The organism is Hominisplanchenecus sp., from assembly GCF_046967715.1.
GTDB classification, from domain to species: domain Bacteria; phylum Bacillota; class Clostridia; order Lachnospirales; family Lachnospiraceae; genus Hominisplanchenecus; species Hominisplanchenecus faecis.
The window spans coordinates 1-20,093 of record NZ_JBKVNQ010000050.1 but is presented as its reverse complement, the minus strand read 5'-3'; the positions used below and the strand labels follow the sequence as shown (position 1 = coordinate 20,093).

Annotated in this window: 17 protein-coding genes; 16 read left to right on the top strand and 1 reads right to left on the bottom strand. The window is 44.1% G+C overall.

Translation table 11 applies throughout. The annotated features are described in order from the left end of the window. The 3 genes from ACLTL4_RS08300 to ACLTL4_RS08290 all read left to right on the top strand — a co-directional run. A partial coding sequence (locus ACLTL4_RS08300; RefSeq protein ID WP_412320404.1) for a leucine-rich repeat domain-containing protein occupies positions 1–1,201 on the top strand: 1,201 nt, incomplete at its 5' end. A 37-nt stretch (positions 1,202–1,238) separates the two neighbouring features. Further along, positions 1,239–1,796, top strand: coding sequence for a hypothetical protein (locus ACLTL4_RS08295; protein ID WP_173866821.1), 558 nt, complete (start codon positions 1,239–1,241; stop codon positions 1,794–1,796). A 342-nt stretch (positions 1,797–2,138) separates the two neighbouring features. After that, positions 2,139–8,597 carry an NPCBM/NEW2 domain-containing protein gene (locus ACLTL4_RS08290; RefSeq protein ID WP_412320403.1) on the top strand — a complete coding sequence of 2,153 codons (6,459 nt, stop codon included), beginning with the start codon at positions 2,139–2,141 and terminating at the stop codon, positions 8,595–8,597. Between the two features lie 137 nt (positions 8,598–8,734). Here ACLTL4_RS08290 and arcC read toward each other — a convergent pair whose 3' ends face one another. Next, on the bottom strand, positions 8,735–9,667 hold the full coding sequence (gene arcC, locus ACLTL4_RS08285; protein ID WP_173866559.1) for a carbamate kinase: 933 nt from the start codon (positions 9,665–9,667) through the stop codon (positions 8,735–8,737). Positions 9,668–10,303: 636 nt separating this feature from the next. On the opposite strand from arcC, the gene spoIIIAA reads away from it, so the two are divergent. The 13 genes from spoIIIAA to ACLTL4_RS08220 all read left to right on the top strand — a co-directional run. Then, positions 10,304–11,290, top strand: a complete 987-nt coding sequence (gene spoIIIAA, locus ACLTL4_RS08280; protein WP_226911900.1) for a stage III sporulation protein AA — start codon at positions 10,304–10,306, stop codon at positions 11,288–11,290. Beyond that, entirely contained in the window at positions 11,284–11,802 is a 519-nt protein-coding gene (locus ACLTL4_RS08275; RefSeq protein WP_022119226.1) for a stage III sporulation protein AB, read from the top strand. Before spoIIIAA ends, ACLTL4_RS08275 begins: the two co-directional genes overlap by 7 nt. Positions 11,803–11,820: 18 nt before the next feature. Further along, positions 11,821–12,015 (top strand): stage III sporulation protein AC, encoded by a 195-nt coding sequence (gene spoIIIAC, locus ACLTL4_RS08270; RefSeq protein ID WP_022119227.1) that lies wholly within the window; start codon positions 11,821–11,823, stop codon positions 12,013–12,015. Continuing rightward, the gene (locus tag ACLTL4_RS08265; RefSeq protein WP_022119228.1) at positions 12,012–12,392 is read left to right on the top strand and encodes a SpoIIIAC/SpoIIIAD family protein; all 381 of its coding nucleotides are present in this window, start codon (positions 12,012–12,014) and stop codon (positions 12,390–12,392) included. Before spoIIIAC ends, ACLTL4_RS08265 begins: the two co-directional genes overlap by 4 nt. Further along, the gene (locus ACLTL4_RS08260) at positions 12,392–13,636 is read left to right on the top strand and encodes a stage III sporulation protein AE (RefSeq protein ID WP_412320402.1); all 1,245 of its coding nucleotides are present in this window, start codon (positions 12,392–12,394) and stop codon (positions 13,634–13,636) included. The genes ACLTL4_RS08265 and ACLTL4_RS08260 overlap by 1 nt, the downstream gene beginning before the upstream one ends. A 17-nt stretch (positions 13,637–13,653) precedes the next feature. After that, positions 13,654–14,172, top strand: a complete 519-nt coding sequence (locus ACLTL4_RS08255; protein WP_173897425.1) for a stage III sporulation protein AF — start codon at positions 13,654–13,656, stop codon at positions 14,170–14,172. 5 nt (positions 14,173–14,177) lie between these two features. After that, complete coding sequence (locus tag ACLTL4_RS08250; RefSeq protein WP_022119230.1) at positions 14,178–14,765, top strand: hypothetical protein; 588 nt, start codon at positions 14,178–14,180, stop codon at positions 14,763–14,765. Positions 14,766–14,785: 20 nt separating this feature from the next. After that, positions 14,786–15,481, top strand: a complete 696-nt coding sequence (locus ACLTL4_RS08245; protein WP_173897458.1) for a SpoIIIAH-like family protein — start codon at positions 14,786–14,788, stop codon at positions 15,479–15,481. A 152-nt stretch (positions 15,482–15,633) separates the two neighbouring features. Continuing rightward, positions 15,634–16,572 (top strand): hypothetical protein, encoded by a 939-nt coding sequence (locus tag ACLTL4_RS08240; RefSeq protein WP_022119232.1) that lies wholly within the window; start codon positions 15,634–15,636, stop codon positions 16,570–16,572. Further along, the gene (locus ACLTL4_RS08235) at positions 16,565–17,206 is read left to right on the top strand and encodes a hypothetical protein (protein ID WP_412291014.1); all 642 of its coding nucleotides are present in this window, start codon (positions 16,565–16,567) and stop codon (positions 17,204–17,206) included. The genes ACLTL4_RS08240 and ACLTL4_RS08235 overlap by 8 nt, the downstream gene beginning before the upstream one ends. A gap of 106 nt (positions 17,207–17,312) precedes the next feature. Further along, positions 17,313–18,344, top strand: coding sequence for a HEAT repeat domain-containing protein (locus ACLTL4_RS08230; RefSeq protein ID WP_412291012.1), 1,032 nt, complete (start codon positions 17,313–17,315; stop codon positions 18,342–18,344). Positions 18,345–18,508: 164 nt separating this feature from the next. Further along, a complete protein-coding gene (locus ACLTL4_RS08225) occupies positions 18,509–19,501 on the top strand; it encodes a hypothetical protein (protein WP_173866550.1) in 993 nt (330 codons plus the stop codon). Between the two features lie 167 nt (positions 19,502–19,668). After that, on the top strand, positions 19,669–20,093 hold a 425-nt coding region (locus ACLTL4_RS08220), incomplete at its 3' end, for a GTP-binding protein (RefSeq protein WP_412320401.1).

Below are 20,093 nucleotides of genomic sequence, written 5' to 3'. Positions count from 1 at the left end.
GTTTATAATGATGATGCCGATGATCCAGACACATGCAGCACCGACAGATGTGATCGAAAACAATGAGAGCGGTATTCCAGATAAGACACTTTATTGGAATATTCTGAAAGTACTTGGCAAGCAAAGTACCGATACTTTTACAGAGCAGGAAGCATCCAGCGTGGAAGAGCTGGAAATTGTCGATTATAAAAAAATACCTATGGAAAGCCTGAAAGGAATCGGTTATCTGACAAATCTGGAAACTCTGAGAATCAAGGATCAGCGGCAGCTTTCCAGTCTGGAAGGTCTGGATGGAAGACTGACAAAACTTGATGCCCTGGAAGTATCGTATAGCGGTATCACAAGCATAAAAGAAGTGGCAAACCTGCCATCGCTGGTCTATCTTACTTTTGATGGAGATAAGATCCGCAGTCTGGATGGAATCCAGGGATTAAAAAATCTTCGCTATCTGATGGTTTATGATAACTGTCTGACCAGCCTGAAGGGGATTGAAGGTGCAGTAAATTTGGAGGAATTTTATGCATACGGTAATCAACTGACCAGCCTGAAAGGAATTGAAAATCTCACTAAGCTTAAAAAACTGGAAGTCGGAAAAAATCGACTCAAGAACCTGAAAGGGATTGAAAAACTGACAAATTTGGAAGAGCTTGGTGTTTCGGAAAACAGACTGACAGATATAAAAGAAATCAAAAATCTGAAAAAGTTGGAACGGATATATGCATTTTGCAATAAAATCAAGACGTTACCGAACCTGAAACAGTTCAGCAAACTGAAGTATGTATTTTGCGATTTTTCAGATAATCTTCTTTCCGAAAAAGAACTGGCAGCCAAACTTCCGAAAAGATTTCTGACAGGCGGTAAAAACAAAAAGGCATGGCTGTCAGATCAGAAAGAGTTCCAGAAATTAAAACGCACGATCAAGCTGGTAAATCCGAAAAAGAAAACCGAGATTTCTGTAAAAACAAAAGAGATATCCGGCTATGCATTCCCGGAAGCATACGTTGAACTGAAAAATCTGAAAACAGGAAAGACAACCAAATGCGTGAAGGCAGATAAGAACGGATACTTCAAATTGAAAAAGCTGAACCTGAAAAAATGGGGCGGAGCAAAAGTTCAGGTAAACCTTTACAAATACAGTAAAGAGCAGAAGAGAAACGTTCAGGTAGTCTGCAATACCGTTCTGAAGGTGAAAAAGAAATAAAAAATGTAATATTATAAAAAGAAGGGAAGTGTAGCAAATGAGAAACAATGTAAGAAAAAAGATGAGACTGATATGTCTGCTGTTTGCTATGGTCTTGCTGGCAGGGGTTCCGGCAGCAGCAAAGGACAGAAAAAATCAAAAAGCGGCGGCAGAAAATGTTGTAAAAAAAGAAATGGTATGCAAAACGAACGGAACCATTTACCAGTGGAAAAATGATTCCTGGCGAATCAAAAAGAAAACGATTCGTACCAAAAAAGAATTTAAAAAGTTCCAGACGGTGCTGAAGAAAAAGCAGGAAAAAGGCCTCAGAAAAATGTTAAAAAAACAGTATGCCGGAACGAATTTCAGGAAAAAGAGCATCGTGCTTGTTCCGCAGCTGCTTTCACCATATATGAATTATAAGTATAAGGCCATGGTAACAAAGTTCGATGCAAAAGGAAAACTGGTCGGTGAAATCCAGATCGAGAGAAGCGGAAACATGGATAAACCAGGCGTGTCCTATCCGGCAATCGTGAAAACATATGTGGTGGTTGTACGAGTTCCGAAAGCACAGGAAGCAATGATTGATTATTATCAGATTGCGTTTCAGGATTAAAGCAGAATCACTGCACATTCTACACTTCGTTCCGGTCGGTACAAAACCATTGTCCACTGGACAATGTGTGCCCTCGCGGAGCGTTTATCTCAGTCGGAGATTGTACTCCCACTGAGAAAGACTTGTTATTACTCACCACTTGCAGAAGTGGGAGTCTTCTCGACTGAGATAAACAGTTTACTAAAAAACAATAAAAAATTGAATAAAATCTATAGAATGAAAACAAAATCTATAGAATGTGTTATGGAAAGGATCAGAAAAAACTGATAGTCTGTAAGAGAAATGAAAACCCGAAAACCGGTGCGTACAGCACCGGATCTATAAACAAAGAAAGGATGGGGAATGGGAATGAAAGAACACAGACAGCTCAGAAAATTCTGGTCCTTTTTACTGGCGTTTGCCATGGTGTTTACCACAGCAGTCGGAAACATCGGACCAGTCGTTATGGCAGCAGATGATGATACGTTTGTAGAAGTCACTGTTCCAAACGGAGATTTTGAGTCCGGGGAAACGGCATGGACGTTTACCGGTGACATTCAAAATCTGGATTATTACTGGAAATTATTTCAAAGTGCTGCGATGACAAACAACCAAACCACCATGTATGAGGTGTGCAGCAAGAAGAACACAAGTGTAACGAAAACTTACAAATGTTCGCAGACAGTAAAAGGACTGGTGCCGGGTACTTACAAGGCATCCATCGATGCAACCGGCGGAAATGATCCGGGAACACATACCACCACACTGACAGCAGGCGGAAAATCGGTTGCAGTCACACCAAATAAATGGAACGAATGGGTGACTTACACAACCGATATGTTTGAAGTAGGTGAGGATGGAACCTGTGAGATCAGCATTGACAGTACCGTAACCGGTCAGTACCTCGATATGGACAACGTAAAACTTTACCGCAAATCTGAAGCAGGACCAAAGACGGTAGATAAAGTTGCAGATATCACAAAGAAAGTGATCGTTGGAAGTACCTTTACCGCACCGACACAGGCAACCGTTCTGTATACAGACGGAACAAATGCACTGTTTGATGTGACATGGAACAGCGATGAGCTTGCAAAGGTAGATACCAAAACAGCAGGCAGGACATTTACGGTAAACGGAACAGTTACCGTAGAAGGAACCGCATACGATGCAGTGATGAATGTAGAGGTTCTGGATGCATTCGGTCTGGTTCAGGAAGTTCCGGAAGGTTCTCTTGGATCCGTTGATTTTGATGCAAACTGGCAGTTCTATCTGGCTACGAGAACACCGAAAGTCGCTGATGGCGGTTTCGCAGCGGCAGGTGTCAAAGATGCCGGAGATTACACAACAGACGAGATTGTTGATCCGAGTTTCAATGACCTCGGATGGAGAACGGTAGATGTTCCGCATGATTTCAGTATTGAAGGTGAAAAAGTAAAGAGTTCTTCCGATGCACAGGCTTATCTGGAAGGCGGACTTGGCTATTACCGTAAGAGATTTACCGTGCCGGCATCCATGTCCGGAAACAAGACAATTTCTCTTGACTTTGAAGGCGTATATCAGAACAGCGTTGTTTACTTAAACGGTGAGAAGATCGGCAGCTATCCAAGCGGTTATACCGGATTTGCACTGGATATCACGAAAAAAGTAAAATACGGCGAAGAGAACGTACTGGTTGTGAAAGTACAGAACATGTCACCGTCCGGCCGCTGGTACACAGGCAGTGGTATCATCCGCCCGGTACATCTGCTGATCGACAATCAGGCACATTTCAACCGCAACGGCATCACACTGACAACTCCGACTCTGGAGGACGATTATACAGCATCCAAGACAGGTGCACTGAATATAGAAGCAACCGGTTATTCTGATTCTACAAACTCCAACGTTTATATGGAAGTAACCGTGCTGGATGCAGATGGCAAAGAAGTAGCAAAGAAGAGTACAGAGAAAACAGCGATCAACCCAAGTACTGCATTTACCCTGTCTTTGAAAGAAAGAGATGCTGTTGAGGTTTCCAATGTAAATCTCTGGTATCCGTGGAACCTGGGTACACCGTATCTGTATAAGGTAAAAGTAGATCTTTATCAGGAGATCAACGGTTCTTCTGATGGATATCAGCTGATCGATACGGAAGAAACCGAATACGGATTCCGTTGGGTAAAAGTCAAAGAGACGACCAGTGATCCGACAAGCGGTGGTTTATATGTAAACGGACAGTATACAAAAGTTCAGGGTGTTGACCTGCATCACGATTCCGGTGCATTGGGAGCAGCAAGCTACAGCGATGCCTATGACCGTGAATTTGACAAACTGATGGCAATGGGTGTCAATGCATACCGTACTTCCCACTGCCCGCCATCCAAACAGGCAATCGAAGTCTGCAGAAGAAAAGGTATCCTTGTGGTAGAGGAAGCTTTTGACGGATGGGGAAAAGCAAAAGCAACGTATGATTTTGGTAATTTCTTCTTCCAGGAAGTACCGTCTGACTGGGCAGGACTGAAACCGAACGGTTATACACAGCTTCCGACACCGGGCGTAAACTACGATGGTGCAAAACTGACCTGGAGTGACTGGGTTGTACAGGAAATGGTAAACCGCGATAAGAATGAACCTTCTGTGATCGCATGGTCGATCGGTAATGAAGTCCGCGGCGTGGGCAGCAAACCATCCTGGTATGATGTTTCCAAATACGATCTGCTTGACGTAAATCCAAGTGCCATGAATGAATATACTGAGGCAGTTCGTCTGATGGGCAATGTCAATGCAGCAGACGGCACACGTTACGTGCTGATGGGTGGTGACCAGGAGCGTAGTGTTCCGGCAGCAACCAACGTATGGGGTTATGTAAATCAGGTGCTGGACGGATACGGACTGAACTACAATACAGCAAAATCCGTAGACGGACTGATCAGCAGATACGCTATCGGTGATGGCACACTGCTTGAAAAAGCAACAAAGACCTTCTTCTTCGAGTCCGAGTCTTCTTCTCAGACTTCATCAAGAGGTGTTTACCTGGATCCGCAGTTTACGAACACCGGTATCAATCAGACTCCGGGCAAACGAGGCGGTTCCAACTATGACAACGACTTTGCATCCTGGACGATGTCCAATGAATATGGTCTGAAAAAAGACCGTGACCGCAAGAGCTTTATCGGACAGTTTATCTGGACCGGATTTGATTACCTCGGCGAGCCGACACCGTACAGTGTTTACCCGGTAGGTGTATCTTCCTTCGGTACGATCGACACCGCAGGTTTTGCAAAAGATTCCTTCTATTTATATCAGAGCCAGTGGACAAGCACTCCGATGGTACATCTGCTTCCGGGCAACTGGGATCAGTGGCATGACGGCGAAGAAGTAGAAGTCTGGGTAAATACCAACCAGCCAAGTGCAGAGCTGTTCTTAAACGGCGAGTCTCTCGGCAAGAAGAGTTTCGATGAAAAAGAAACGGCTTATGGCAAGAAATATTATGAAACATCAGAAAAAACACAGGACGATAAGACCTGGGGTGACAGCACCAACCCTGGCGGTTACACCAGCAACGGAGCAGTTCTTGATGACGGCGAGTTAAATTCCGGAAAACTGCACCTGACCTGGAAAGTTCCGTATCAGGCAGGTACACTGGAAGTAAAAGCCTATGACAAAAACGGAAAAGTAGTGGCAACAGACAGTGTAAGCACATCTTCCACACCGTATACCATTTCGGCAGTGGCAGATAAGACCGTTCTCAAAGCAGACGGAACCAGCCTTTCTTATGTAGAATGTACCGTAGTCGATGAAAATGGAAATATGGTACCGGATGCAGATAATCTGGTGAAATTTGCAGTCAGCGGAAAAGCTTCCATCGTCGGCGTGGACAACGGAAAACAGGAAAGTGCAGAACTCTATAAATACGATAACGTAGATAAGAGCAGCTATTCTGAAAGAATGGCTTACAACGGAAAAGTACTGGTGATTCTGAAATCAGAAAAAGAAGCAGGCGATGCTCTGCTGACCATTTCTTCTGACAATCTCAAGCCGGTACAGGTCGCACTGAAAGTAACAGAGAACGGAACCGGAGATGCACCGAAGGCAGCAGAAGTGACCGGAACCGAAAAATCGGTTGATGCAGTAAATGTAACGGTACCGACCGGTATGAGTGTGACACTTCCGTCTGTAGTAAAAGTAAACTATACAGGCAGTGCAGGAGATTACAGCCTGCTCAAAAAAGTAACCTGGTCTGAAGTAAAAGACGGAAAAGCAGAAGGAACGATCGAGGGCAGCAAGCTTACCGCACAGGCAACGATCACCGAAAGTGATGATGCGGCAACCGATGTGGAACTGGCAGCGGGCAAAGCAAGTGCAACGGCATCCTTCACAGGATCTGATAAGAATTATCCGCAGAATATGCTGGATGGAAATGACAGCACAAGCTGGACCAATGCTTACAACAGAGGTGCATCGGTACTGCTTCCGGCAAACAGTGCATCCAGAAAGAATGAATATGTAGAATTTGACTGGGAAGAAGCCCAGGTTCTCAACCAGATCACCCTGAACTTCAAAGAGAGCCGCTACTGTGCAATCCCGAAAGTGCTGGAAGCACAGTACTGGGACGGTGCAGACTGGGCACCGGTATCCGCACAGAGTACCGTGAAAGAATCCGGAGCACCGGCAGTGATGCAGTTCAAACCGGTTTACACAACAAAAGTCCGTGTGTACATGGAAAATGCAACACCTTATACAACATCCGGCAACATGGAGATCACAGAAGCATCTGTAAAATTAAGTACCGAAAAGCTTGGTGCACGCCTGGTACTCGAAGGCGAAGATGCTGTGGTACAGGGCAAGAACCTGACAATGAACGCAAAACTTGCAAACCTTTCCTCAGACAACCTGTTAGGTGAAGTAAGCTTCCGCGTTTCCTATGATGCAGATGTCTTTGAAGCACCGACGGTTGCATTGAAAGATGGCATCGAAGGTACGCTGACAAGCACAGAAGCAGATGGAAAGATTCTTTACACACTGAAAAATGAAGCTGGAATCCCGGCATCTACAAGTGATTTTGCAGTGATCACCATGAAAGCAAAAGCAGATGCACAGCCTGGCAGCTACAGCGTAGGACTGGAAAATGTGACAGCAAAAGATACCACAGGAGTATCCGCAGATCTGACAAGCACAGCGATCACCGTTAAAGTAAATGAGCGTCCGATCACCGGAGAAGTGACCTACCTTTCTGACATTGACTGGAAATATGCACAGTCCGGATGGGAAAGTGTCATGAAAAATCAGTACTGTAACGGAGCAGCTTCCGGAGCGATCTCTTTGAGTGTCGATGGCGAACAGACTTACTTTAGTAAAGGTCTTGGTGCAAACGCAGATGCAACAGTTGAGTATGATGTATCTTCTTACAAGGCACAGTTAGAAGAAAACGAAAAACTTTATTTCCAGGCATATGTCGGCATTGACTATTTCAAGACAGCAAAGAAACAGAACGGTGATGGTGTTTATTTCGTAATCTATGACGGTGAAGTAGATGCAGATGGAAATATCCAGGGAACAGAGATTTATCGCTCTGCGAAATTAGACAGCTATAGCGATGCAGAACATATCAGCATTGATATTTCCGGTATCCAGAAAAATCTGGTTCTGTTCATGGATAAAATCGGCAATAATGCACACGACAATGGTGACTGGGCAGATACAAAACTGATCCATGTACCGGATCCGAATGCAGCAGACAAGGTGGAACTGAAACAGACGCTTGACATTGCAAAAGCATTAAAAGAGGCAGATTACACCGTAGAATCCTACAAAGCACTGCAGAAAGCACTTGCGGATGCACAGGCTGTATATGCAGACAAAAAAGCAACGCAGGAGGCGGTCAATGCACAGGCAGCAGCACTGCAGGCAGCCGTACAGGGACTGAAAGTTCCGGATGCAGCAGATTATCAGGAAGTTTTAAAGAAACTTCAGAATAAAGAAAACGAGCTGACACAGAAGGATGAAGAGCTGAAGACAGCAAATGCAAAAGTGACAGAACTGCAGAGCGAACTGAAAACGGCACAGGATGATCTGAAAAAACTTCAGGACAGCGTGGATGCCAAAGAATCTGAAATCGCAGCCAAAGAAGCTGAGATCACAAAACTGAACGGTGAACTGGCTTCCGCAAAAGAAGAAGTAAGCACGCTGAAGAAGGAAAAAACAGATCTTGAGAAATCTGTAAATGATTACAGAGCACGTATCCTGGAGCTGGAAGCTGCTGCTAAGAAGCAGAAAGAAGAAAGCGATGCAGCTTACAAGAAACTGCAGGAAGAAAAAGAAGCAGCAGAAGCAGCACTGAAACAGGCTCAGGCTGAGATCGAGAGACTCAAAGCACAGCAGAATCAGGAAGAGCCAAAACCGGAAGAAACACTGAAAGTCGGAGATAGCGTTACATCCGGAAATGTGAAATACCGTGTAACCGATGCACAGAAGAAACTGGCAGAGGCATACGGCGTAGATTCCAGAAGAGCACGTACCCTGAAAGTAGCAGCAGCCGTGACAATAAGCGGTGAAAAAGTGAGCGTAACATCAATCGCAGCAAATGCATTCAAGGGTATGAAGAAACTGGAAAAAGTGACGGTTGGAACAAACGTTTCCGATTGGCAAGAATGCATTCTCAGGCGACAGCAAACTGAAGAACATCCAGATCAAGAGCAAGAAACTGACTTCCGTAGGAAAGAAAGCACTGAAAAACATCTCTGCGAAAGCAGTCATCAAAGTGCCGAAGAGCAAAAAGAAAGCCTACACATCCCTGCTGAAGGGCAAAGGTCAGAAAAAGAGCGTAAAGATCAAATAGTGTGACAACAAAAACTTCATCTTAGCTGAAGTTCAACAGCAAAAAGAAATACACCGCATGAAAACGTGCGGTGTATTTCTTTGGCAAAAAAACGACAGAACCGAATAAAGCAGTCCTGCCGTTTTGGTTTTGATATTTTCGTTTACTCTGTGATAATGGTTCCGGTCTTGCCTTTCAGGGCATCGATGGCATTTTCCAGATTTGTGATGATTGCAGAGCGTCCTCTTCCGGCTGTGATAAAATCAACGGAAGCACAGATCTTTGGAAGCATGGAATTTACACCGAACTGATCGGCTGCGATATGTTCTTTTGCTTCTTCTACCGTAATATGTTCCAGAAATCTCGGATGCTCGGTGTCACGGTCAATGTCAACCATCTTGTCGTTTGTGAGGATCATCAGGATATCTGCATCCACGCCTTCTGCGAGTTTTCCGCTGGCGTAGTCTTTTTCGATGATGGCACTTGCACCTTTGAGCTCATTGCCCTGCTGCAGAACCGGGATACCGCCGCCTCCGCAGGCAATAACAACCTGGTCGTTCTGAACCAGTGTTTTGATCGCATCGATCTCTACGATGCTCTTTGGCATCGGGGCAGCAACGATACGGCGGTAACCTTTGCCAGGCTCTTCTTTGACATAGTTGCCTTTCTGTTCTTCTGCCTCGGCCTCTTTGGCATCCATGTAACGGCCGATCACTTTGACCGGATGGTGGAATGCATCGTCATAAGGATCAACGATCACCTGTGTCAGGATCGTAGATACGGTTTTGAAGATACCTCGTTTTAAAAGCTCGGCACGGACTGCATTCTGCAGGTCGTAGCCGATGTAGCCCTGGCTCATGGCGGAGCATACGGACATCGGAGCGACTGTGTAGTCCGGATGCGTTTTGCCGAATTCGTTCATTGCAGTGTGGATCATGCCGACCTGCGGTGCATTGCTGTGTGTGATCACCAGCTGATAGCCTTCTTCCACCATATCAGCCAGCACAGCTGCGGATGTTTTGACAGCCTTTTTCTGCTCCGGAAGTGTGGTGCCGAGGGCACGGTGTCCGAGAGCGATTACGATTCTTTTCTTCATGCAAAATTACCTCGTTTCTCGTTGGATTTCAATAGTAGACTTCTTGGCATCATTTTATCAGGCTACAGCGAAAAAATCAATAAGAAATACGAAGAAACTGCATAAAATGTCTGAAAAATATATTAAATAAATACAATTATAAAATAACAAAAAAATATTTAAAAAAGTGCTTGACAAATCAAAAAAGAACGCCTATAATAAAGACAACAAAACAAAAGAGAGAAACAAAAAACAAGGAGGACAGTCCAATGAAGACATAGCACTACATCAAAAATAAAAAGCAGTCATTCAACTTCAGTGATTAAGAAAGCGAAGGGCAAATTCAAAAAAACAGAAAGAATTAAAATCAAAAGAATCTAAGAAAGAGAGGTACAGTCCACCAAAAACTTAAACTACATCTTCTTTTGTAAAACACAGAAGCGGACAGGATGAAAATGAAAGAAAGGTAAGAAGTCCAATGGAAATAGCAGAACATCATTAACAGGAGATATGTTGACGAGAAAGACATATCTCCTGATTTTTTTGTGTAAATTTAAAGAGAACGCTGCGATGTGTCCGGATGAATCTTTTTTCGGACATCATAAGTACTCATAACAATATCCGCCTGAGCATAGTATGTCCTAAGAGGTGAGGACATTGAAATGTGCAGACGGATTTTTTAAAATATTTTCGCTTCCGGTGAGGAGGATCCTGCAGAAGGCAGATCTGAATTTTGCCGAGCTGCAGGAGATCCGGATGAGGATCAACAGTCCGCTGATGATCCGGCAACGGGGAAAAGAATACAAGCTCACAGAAGAGGGGAAACTTCTGCGGTGTAACGGAAATGAGCAGTATGAGAAAGAAAATATTCATTACGTGGATCGCTGTGAGCTGATGGAAACGATGGAGTACATTGCCGGGTACTCGCTTTATGCTTATGAAGATGAACTGCGGCAGGGATTTTTAACGATCCAGGGCGGACACCGTGTCGGTGTCGCCGGGAAGATCCTGATGGAGGAAGGGAAGGTCAGGAGTATCCGTTATATTTCGTTTCTGAACATTCGGCTTGCTCATCAGGTAGAAGGCTGTGCAGATAAAGTGATGCCTTTTATTGTGGAGAATGGGGAAGTCTGCCATACACTGATCATTTCGCCGCCGTGCTGCGGAAAAACTACGCTGCTGCGTGATGTGATCCGTCAGATTTCAAACGGGAATGCCTGGTGTGAGGGAAAGAATGTCGGTGTGGTGGATGAACGTTCAGAAATCGGAGGAGCTTACCAGGGCGTTCCGCAGAATGATCTTGGCATACGGACGGATCTGCTGGACTGCTGTCCGAAAGCAGAAGGCATGATGATGCTGATCAGATCCATGTCACCGGAAGTGGTGGCAGTCGATGAGATCGGGGATTACGGCGATATCAAGGCGATTGAATCGGTGCTGAACTGCGGATGCCGCCTGATTGCGACGGTTCACGGTAGTTCGGTGGAAGACATTGAGAAAAAACCGCTCCTTCAGAAGATGGTAAAGGAACACGTTTTTGATCGCTATATTATTTTAAGCGGAAAGAAAAAAATCGGTTCGGTGTGGGGGATTTTTGATGGCAGAGGGACCAGGCTCTACGGGGAGGAGGGGGTGGTATGCTGAAACTGTTCGGGGCAGGGCTTACAATGTTCAGCTGTTTTGCGGCAGGATGCCTGATCTGTGCGGAAATGAAAAAGAGAATTCACATATTGGAAGAGCTGCGTCGCATGACGGTTATGCTTTCGGCGGAAATTGGCTATGCGAATACGATGCTGGATGAAGCGTTTGGCAGCATTGCAAAGCGGGTTTCACCGCCGCTTTCAGATTTTCTAGTACATGTGCAGGAAAAGATGCAAAAAGGAGAAGAAGCGAATCTTGGTGTGATCTTTGAAAAGCAGCTGGAGATGGATCTGAAAGGTACTGCCTTAAAGGAGAGCGACCTTGCAAGCCTTCGGACGCTTGGCGGTCAGCTCGGTTATCTGGATGTGGCGATGCAGAAAAAAACACTGGATTATTACCTGGAACAGGTCAGTGATGCGTGTGTTCAGGCAAAAAAAGAATACCGGGAGAAAGAAAAAATGTTTCGATGTCTGGGTTTTGGTGCCGGTGCGTTTCTTGTCATTTTACTTTACTGACAGAGAGAGGAGATGGAGATGAGTGTTAATCTGCTGTTTAAGATCGCAGCGGTCGGGATCCTGGTCTCGGTGCTCGGTCAGGTCTTAAAGCACAGCGGCAGGGAAGAACAGGCGTATCTTGCAAGCCTTGCAGGGCTGGTACTGGTGCTGTTCTGGGTACTGCCGTATATCAGCCAGCTGTTTGAGAGCATAAAGGAGTTGTTTGCACTGTGATCAAAATTGCAGTTCTTGGGATTACCGGGATTTTACTGGCGTTGTTTCTCAAAGAGACCAGACCTGTGTTTGCCGTGTTGATCAGCATGGCTTCCTGTATGCTTATTTTTTTCTGTGCAGTGGAAAAACTGAGGTATTTATCAGAAAGCCTGCAGCAGCTGCAAAGCTACACAAACATAAAGGATGCTTATGTGAAGATCCTGTTCAAAATGATCGGTATCACCTATGTGGCGGATTTTGCGGCAGGCATCTGCAAAGATGCGGGATATGGGGCAATCTCCTCACAGATTGAATTTTTCGGAAAGATCTCGGTGCTGGCGACAGGGACACCGGTTTTGCTGGCACTGTTTGAGACGATCCGCAGCTGTCTTGCCTGATGGTAAAATATATGAAGAAATATCGTATTTATGTGTTTTTGCTGCTTTTTGCAGGATGGCTGGATGTGGCAGGACAGAAGCAGGTGTGCGAGGCGGCCGTTCTTTCAGAAAAAACGGCGGCGATCATGGCAGCATCGCAGGTGCAGGAAGAAAATCAGAATGGGGATACAGCAGAAGAATTACAGACCGGAGCAGAAGATTTCCTTAATATAAAGGCGTTTCATTTACAGGAAGTCGAAGAGAGCCTTGTAGATCTGGAGGAAGAGAGCAGTTTTCGTTTTGCGGATACACTGAAAAGCCTGATCAGGGGAGAAATCCCGCTGAATCTTTCAACTTTGAAAACGCTGGTTTTTGATGCACTGCTTCTGGAATGGAAAAATCAAAAAGAGACGGCACTGCAGGTGTTTTTACTGGTGATCGTGGCGGCACTTGTTTTGAATTTCACGGATCTCATGGAAAAGAACGGTACAGCACTGATCAGCTTTTTTATGATGTATCTGATGCTGGCAGCAGTTCTGATGAAGGGATTTACCGGAATGAGCCGGATGACGGATGCAACGCTTGGCAGAGTCAATGGCTTTATGAAAGCTCTGGTGCCGTCTTATTTTGCGGCGGCCGTTTTTGCGGGGAACAGCGTTGGAGGGCTGGCGTTTTACGAGTCGGCGATCCTGCTGATCGCAGCGGTGCAGTGGGTGCAAAGATATCTTCTTCTGCCCGGCGTGCAGCTTTATGTCCTGTTTTTGCTGCTCGACCATCTTTCAAAGGATGACAGGCTCTCGCATCTGGCAGAACTTGTGCGTACGGTGATCGAATGGGCAATGAAGAGCATGACAGCGGCAGCGATCGGATTTCAGGTGATCCAGGGACTGATCCTTCCGGCCGTTGACGGGCTGAAAAATACAGCCGTCAGCCGCACCGTATCGGCAATCCCCGGCATTGGCAACCTGTTTGGCAGCGTGACGGATACGGTGCTTGGTTCTGCCGTTCTTCTGAAGAATGCCGTCGGTGTGTGCGGGATGATCGCTGTTCTGATGCTCTGTCTCGCACCGGTGTGCCGTCTGGCGTTCTGCACACTGATCTATAAGGCGATGGCGGCTCTGGTGCAGCCGGTCGGTGACAAACGGCTCAACGAATGTGTGGCGGCAGTCGCAGAAGGAGTCGGGCTGCTTCTGAAGATCATGGTGTCCAGCAGTATGCTGTTTTTCCTGACGATCGCCATTGTCACCGCATCGCTTGGAAAATAGAAGAAAGGGGAGAAAAGATGTCGGCAGAGATTCGAAGCTGGGTACGGAGCATCCTGTGCTGCTTGTGTCTGATGCAGCTTGCAGAGCAGGTTCTTCCAGATAACCATTATCAGAAATACATTCGGCTGTTTTGCGGTGTCCTGTTTCTGATCCTGCTGATTAGTCCGCTGACGGATCAGGCACATCTGACGGCAGTATTTGAGAAACAGTGGCAGCAGGCATTACAGCTGGAAGAGTGGGATTCGATCCGGATGGAACAGGAAAATTTAAGTGATTTAAGGAGCCGTGTTCTGACGGAAGCCTGTCAGAAGGAAGTGCAGCGTCAGATTGAAGAGACGGCAGACGGGGAGGGGATGAAAGGGACAAAAGCGAAGGTTGTATTTCAATCCGAAGAGACAGAGGGCATCCGCAAAGTAACGATTTCCGGGGGGTATGAGGATCTGCAGCAAAAAGAGGCGGTGCAGGAGCAGATTTTACAGAAACTCTGGGAAATTTATCAGATCAGCAGCGATAAAGTGGTCTTTTTGGGGGGATGAGCCGCATGAAACAGTGGCTGGATTTTTGGGAGAAATGCAAAGGAAAAAAGGGCAGTCCGGTGCTGATCGGTCTTCTTATCGGACTTTTGCTTCTGGTGATCACCTGGCCGGATAACAGCAGCAAAAAGCAGAACACACAGACGAAAACCAATGCACCGGCAGTTGAAAACAACGTAAGAAATACAGAAGATCTGGCACAGGAACGGACACAGAGGATGGAACAAAGGCTTGAAGAAGTACTTCGGGAAGTGGACGGAGTGGGGGAAGTCAAAGTGATGATTACCTTACGTTCCTGCGGAGCGTATATTGTGGAAAAGGACACAAGAACCTCAAACAGTCAAAATACACAGGATCAGTCCGGCGACAAAAGCACGGCGGATGCACAGGATTTCGAAGAGAACACGGTTTTTGAAAAGCAGGAAAACGGAGCGGAAACGCCGTATGTCAAAGAAATCACAGAGCCGGAAGTGGAAGGTGTGATCGTGGCGGCAGAGGGCGGAAACAATGCGAAAACAGCAGCGGATATTACCGATGCGGTCGTAGCATTATTTGGAATCGAAGTGCATAAAATCAAAGTAATGAAGAAGGTTTAAGGAGGAGAGATGTGAAACATATGTGGAAGAAAAACCAGATTATCATCACAGCTCTGGCGGCATTAGTCGCAGTGGCAGGCTATCTAAATTATTCGGGTACGAAACTCGGTGAAAATGCACTGCCGGCATCCACAACAGAGACCGAAGCCACACTTACCGATATCGACAGCCTGGATCAGGACATCACCCTTACCGACTCGGCGGACGGAGAAGTTTATTTAGGAGAAGCTGCGGCAGGCGAAACCGATGGTATGAGCGATGCCTCCCTGTCGGCGGGCGAAACAGATGCCGGAACGGACACTGCATCCGAAGAAGTGACCGACACGCCGGGCGAGGCAGTACTTACCAGCACAGGAACAGGCAGCAGCTTTGCGGCCCAGGCAAAACTGACCAGAGAGCAGGTACGATCCAAAAACAAAGAAACCCTGCTTGAGATCATCAACAACGAAAACGTGACCGAAGAACAGAAACAAAATGCAGTCAACGATATGACCGCCCTCACAGAGAACGCAGAAAAAGAAGCGGCAGCGGAGCTTCTGCTCGAATCCAAAGGATTTACCGATGCAGTCGTAAGTATCACAGACGGCAGCGTCGATGTGGTCATCGGACAGAGTGAGATCACCGATGCACAGCGGGCACAGATCGAAGATATCGTAAAACGCAAAACCGAAATTTCCGGTGAGAATATCGTGATCACCACCATGCAGAGTGAGTGAAAAAGGCAGCAGTGTGCAAAAGCATGCTGCTGTTTTACAGTAGATTTTCTGTGCTATAAAGGTTAAAGATGAAAAAAGATGCCAAAAGCATAAAAAGTTTGTTATAATAGCATCATATATAAAATTTGTATCTTAATAAGGGGAAAAGTCAAATGAAAGTATACGCAAAATTCAGAATTGATATTGATAAAGAAGATGAATCCATCTACACGCAGAAAGCAGTAAATCTGATGCAAAAACTGGGATGCAAGGCAGAAAAACTGTACAGTTCCATGGAAAGATATACGTTTACCGTGGACATTAAGGAGGCAGTCTACAGAGAACTTGTGGAATTAGAGAAAGAAATTGACCAGGTATTTCAGTACGATGAAGATACGGAAGAAGATGACGATGAATTGCTGGATATCATAGAACCGGATATCTGGTGCTCTTATATACCGAAATATACGCAGGAAGAAGAGAAAAATGCGATCGGATATTATATTGACCTGGCAGGATATGAATTTGAAGAAAATGAGAAAAAGGTATATGAAAGTTTGTGCCCGGAGTGTGAAACTTTTTTCCAGAACAAAGAATATACCTTTAAAAAGAAAAAGCAACTGGAGGATCTGAACAGAAGAAAAGCAGTGTTTACCCGCCCGGGACAGTTAGATATGTTTGTGACCATTCCAATGTATGAATATCTTATAGAAAAAGGACTTTCCCAAAAGAATTTTATTCCGGCATATTACAGCGGAGTTTTGAAAAAAATTGCAGGATATCAGTTAAAAGCAGAAAATGTACTGGGAAAGGGAGCCTTTCAATGTGAAAGCTACAGGGCAACAGAAGCATGCAGTCACTGTAAAAAAGTGCGAGTTCAAAAAGAACCAGATGTGGGATTTCATAATATTTATCTGGATACAGAAAAACTGGGGAAATGGGAGCATGTCAATGCAACGTATGAATATACATACGGACATGCCAGAAAGATTTTAATTTATAGTCCGGAAATGAAAGAATGGCTGACAAAGGCAGATGAAAAATTGATCATGTATCCGGTATTTCCACTGGAGATGAAAGGAAAGATAAATCTGGAAAATGAAAATGGATGAGTTTAAAAGATATGTAGCGAAGCAGAATTCTTTCTTGATTTACGGAAAAACAAAATTATATGAAATAAGCATTACGTGGATTGAAAAGAAAAAATGCTACATGCTTCATGTTGATAAAGATTATTTCTGTAAAAACAGTGAAGAAATGCTGGCACTGTTTTATTGTGGATATCCTCTGGAAAAATGGATAAAAGAGGGTGAAGTTTTGCTTTGTATTAGGGATGAGGAAGCAGAGAAATTTGTACTTCAAAGGTATATAATTTCCCAATATCAGGAACGATGCAGGAAAAAATTAAAGCAGGGATATCGTAAAAATGAAAAAGAAGCTTTTTGGGAATTTTTGGCGAAAAGACCGGAAATATTAAACAAAAATACAGTAAAAGCGATATCTGAAAAAGAATTTAAGAATGAGTTGAAAAAAGCAGACAACAAAGTTCAGGGTTATATGATTGGAAGTAATGGCTGGTTTAAGGATTGCTTTTATGCAGGAGAAATGAAAACATTAGCCGTGTATCTAGAAAAGTATCTTGAAGAGTTGGATTTTAGCATGATTTTCAACGAAAAAGGTGGTATCTTGCAATATGTTACTTCAGATGAAGGCAAGGTAGAGAGAAAATACTGCCGTTTGATTTAAAAATATGGGGCTACGAAGATTTTTGATTTTTGTAGTCCTATAAAAAATAATAGAAGGCATCATAGGAATAATAGAATCATAACTATATGTGGGAATAGGGGACACAGTGATAAAAACAAAAATAAAAAGAATCGAAGAATTGAATGATAAATACCTGATCCTGAATGAAAAAGAGATGAAGTTTTTACGAAAATGTCTCAAAAGCAGAAAACAGGATGTCCGGTGGACGGCAGCAGAAATTCTGGTTGGATGGTATACACCGGAAAATGAACGGCTTCTTTATAATCTGACGTATGATAAAGCAGAACTGGTATGTGTTGAGGCAGCAGATGCACTCTGCATAGGAAGAACCAGAAGAAGCCTGAGCCGTCTGCGTGACCTGATGGAAGATGAAAGGACATTGGTGCGGGGATATGCAGTTGCAAGTTTTTTTCAGGTATGGGTGAACTGTTTTTCATGGAATGAAAAGAGTATGAGAGCGTATCTGTGTTTTGAAGAAACCATGGAGGCGGAAGAAAACAAGACCTGGGTAAAACTTTTCTATGAGCAAAATAAAATCCGTGCGAGAGGAAAGAAAGGATTTGAAAAACTTTTTTATATATTAAAGCATGGAAGCAATCATTACGTAAAAGCATCCGCAATTCAGATCGCTAAGGATATGAGAAGCATTTTTAATCAGGAAGAAATCAATGCCGGACTGGAAAAAGCGATTGACAGCCTGGAATATGAGTATCAGAAAGAAGATATTAAAAAATACATTCAGACAAAAGAACCAATCAAAATCCTGCTTCTGGATCAGACAAACAGCGGAGTCACACAGCTTCTGGAATACATGGGAGAGGAAGAGACAGAAATGTATGTCCGTTCTGCAGGACTGCATCCTTCCGGAAAGATTGAGAAGTGGGTACTGGATATCCTACTGAAAGAAGATGACATCACACGTTACCAGTGTTCTTCTCCGATAGAAGAATTGTGTAAGTACGATTATCTGATTCCAATAGGAATACATCTCGATGAAAAAGCATATCCATTTCAGAAAATTTATGCAAGATATCAGGATTTTGACAAGAAACAGATCAGCCGGGAAGAAGCCAAAGAAATGATATGCCAGATAGAGGAAAATCTTAAAAAACTGTAAAATATCAGGGGAACTCCTGTCATTTATTAAAAAGTATGTTATGATAGAAAACATAAAATCAAACAGGAACATTCTGTTCCGGGACTGCCGTTTTAATCAGGCATGTCAGAATCCCTAAATATTGAAAAAGCTAACAGAATATTTTATAATGACAGGAGAAATGAATGAAAAATGAACTTTCAAGAGCCATGGCTTCGGCAGATGTGAAAGTGCGTTATGATACGCAATGTAAACGTGTTTTAAGCCAGAAAGAAATCCTTGCACGGATTCTGGCACGTACGGTCAAAGAATTTGCAGGAATGTCAGTAGAAGAAATTATACCTTGCATAGAAGGTACACCTGAGATAGCAGTGGTATCAATTGATCCGGGAAAAACAAATCAAAAAAGAGTACTGCATATGGAAGAGGAAAAGAGAATTGCAGGACTTGCCAATGAAGATAAAGTGGCGGATGAGGGAGAAATTTATTACGATATCCGTTTTTATGTACATATTCCGAATGAAGAAGGGCATATTCGCATGATTGTGAATCTGGAAGCACAGAAATCTTACTATCCGGGATATGAAATCGTGACAAGAGGAATTTTTTATGATGCCAGAATGATTTCAGCACAGCTTGGGACAGAGTTTGAACATTCAAAGTACGATGATATGAAGAAAGTGTACTCTATCTGGGTTTGCATGCAGGCACCAAAGAAAATTGGAAATGCAATATCAGAATATTCTATTAAAAAGCAGGATATTATCTCAGGATTGCCGGACAGACCGGAATCATATGATAAGTTATCGGTAGTGATCATTGCACTGAATGAAAAAATGGAAACAAACGATGAACTTTTAGGAATGTTAAATACACTGTTTTCAGAACAAAAGACCTATTTGGAAAAGAAAAAAGAGCTGGAAGAAATATATCAGATGAGAATGGACAATGAGTTGGGAAAGGAGATGAACCTTATGTGTAATTTATCAGACTTGGTAATAGAACGTGGAATCGAACAAGGAATCGAATCTGGAATAGAACAGAAAAGCTACAATCTTGCACAGATGATGATCCGGGAAGCGGAACCGACCGATAAAATCATGCGGTATACCGGTTATTCTCTGGAGAAGATAAAAGAGATTGCACAGGAAATGGGAAAAGTATGGCCGCTTGCTTGACAGCTGGAAACTTGCTTGTTAAAATAGCGATTGTTTGAATACAGCTCGTGAAGCAGCTGCATTCGTGAACAGGCAGTGAAAGTGGATTGCGAGTTTCAGATTTACTGAAATAAGCAATCTTATAGGATAAAACAGATCAATAGAACAAAGAACATGGAGGAAGCATAGTGGCTGATATAGCAAGTGAAATTAAAAGAAGAAGAACTTTTGCGATCATTTCGCATCCGGATGCCGGAAAAACAACGTTGACAGAGAAATTCCTGTTGTACGGAGGTGCCATCAATCTGGCAGGTTCTGTAAAGGGAAAGGCAACGGCACGCCATGCAGTCTCAGACTGGATGGAAATTGAAAAAGAAAGAGGTATTTCGGTAACTTCCTCCGTGCTGCAGTTTAATTATGATGGTTTTTGTATCAACATCCTGGACACACCGGGTCATCAGGACTTCTCAGAGGATACGTACCGTACGCTGATGGCAGCAGATTCTGCGGTCATGGTCATCGATGCTTCCAAGGGTGTAGAGGCACAGACCAGAAAGCTGTTTAAAGTCTGTGTGATGCGTCATATTCCGATTTTTACCTTTATCAATAAAAT

Coding starts and splice junctions, on each gene's coding strand:
- ACLTL4_RS08290 (WP_412320403.1), top strand. CDS start 2,139: ATGGGAATGAAAGAACACAGACAGCTCAGAAAATTCTGGTCCTTTTTA.
- ACLTL4_RS08255 (WP_173897425.1), top strand. CDS start 13,654: ATGTCGGCAGAGATTCGAAGCTGGGTACGGAGCATCCTGTGCTGCTTG.
- ACLTL4_RS08295 (WP_173866821.1), top strand. CDS start 1,239: ATGAGAAACAATGTAAGAAAAAAGATGAGACTGATATGTCTGCTGTTT.
- arcC (WP_173866559.1), bottom strand. CDS start 9,667: ATGAAGAAAAGAATCGTAATCGCTCTCGGACACCGTGCCCTCGGCACC.
- ACLTL4_RS08235 (WP_412291014.1), top strand. CDS start 16,565: ATGGATGAGTTTAAAAGATATGTAGCGAAGCAGAATTCTTTCTTGATT.
- spoIIIAC (WP_022119227.1), top strand. CDS start 11,821: ATGAGTGTTAATCTGCTGTTTAAGATCGCAGCGGTCGGGATCCTGGTC.
- ACLTL4_RS08260 (WP_412320402.1), top strand. CDS start 12,392: ATGGTAAAATATATGAAGAAATATCGTATTTATGTGTTTTTGCTGCTT.
- ACLTL4_RS08250 (WP_022119230.1), top strand. CDS start 14,178: ATGAAACAGTGGCTGGATTTTTGGGAGAAATGCAAAGGAAAAAAGGGC.
- ACLTL4_RS08245 (WP_173897458.1), top strand. CDS start 14,786: ATGTGGAAGAAAAACCAGATTATCATCACAGCTCTGGCGGCATTAGTC.
- ACLTL4_RS08225 (WP_173866550.1), top strand. CDS start 18,509: ATGAAAAATGAACTTTCAAGAGCCATGGCTTCGGCAGATGTGAAAGTG.
- ACLTL4_RS08275 (WP_022119226.1), top strand. CDS start 11,284: ATGCTGAAACTGTTCGGGGCAGGGCTTACAATGTTCAGCTGTTTTGCG.
- ACLTL4_RS08240 (WP_022119232.1), top strand. CDS start 15,634: ATGAAAGTATACGCAAAATTCAGAATTGATATTGATAAAGAAGATGAA.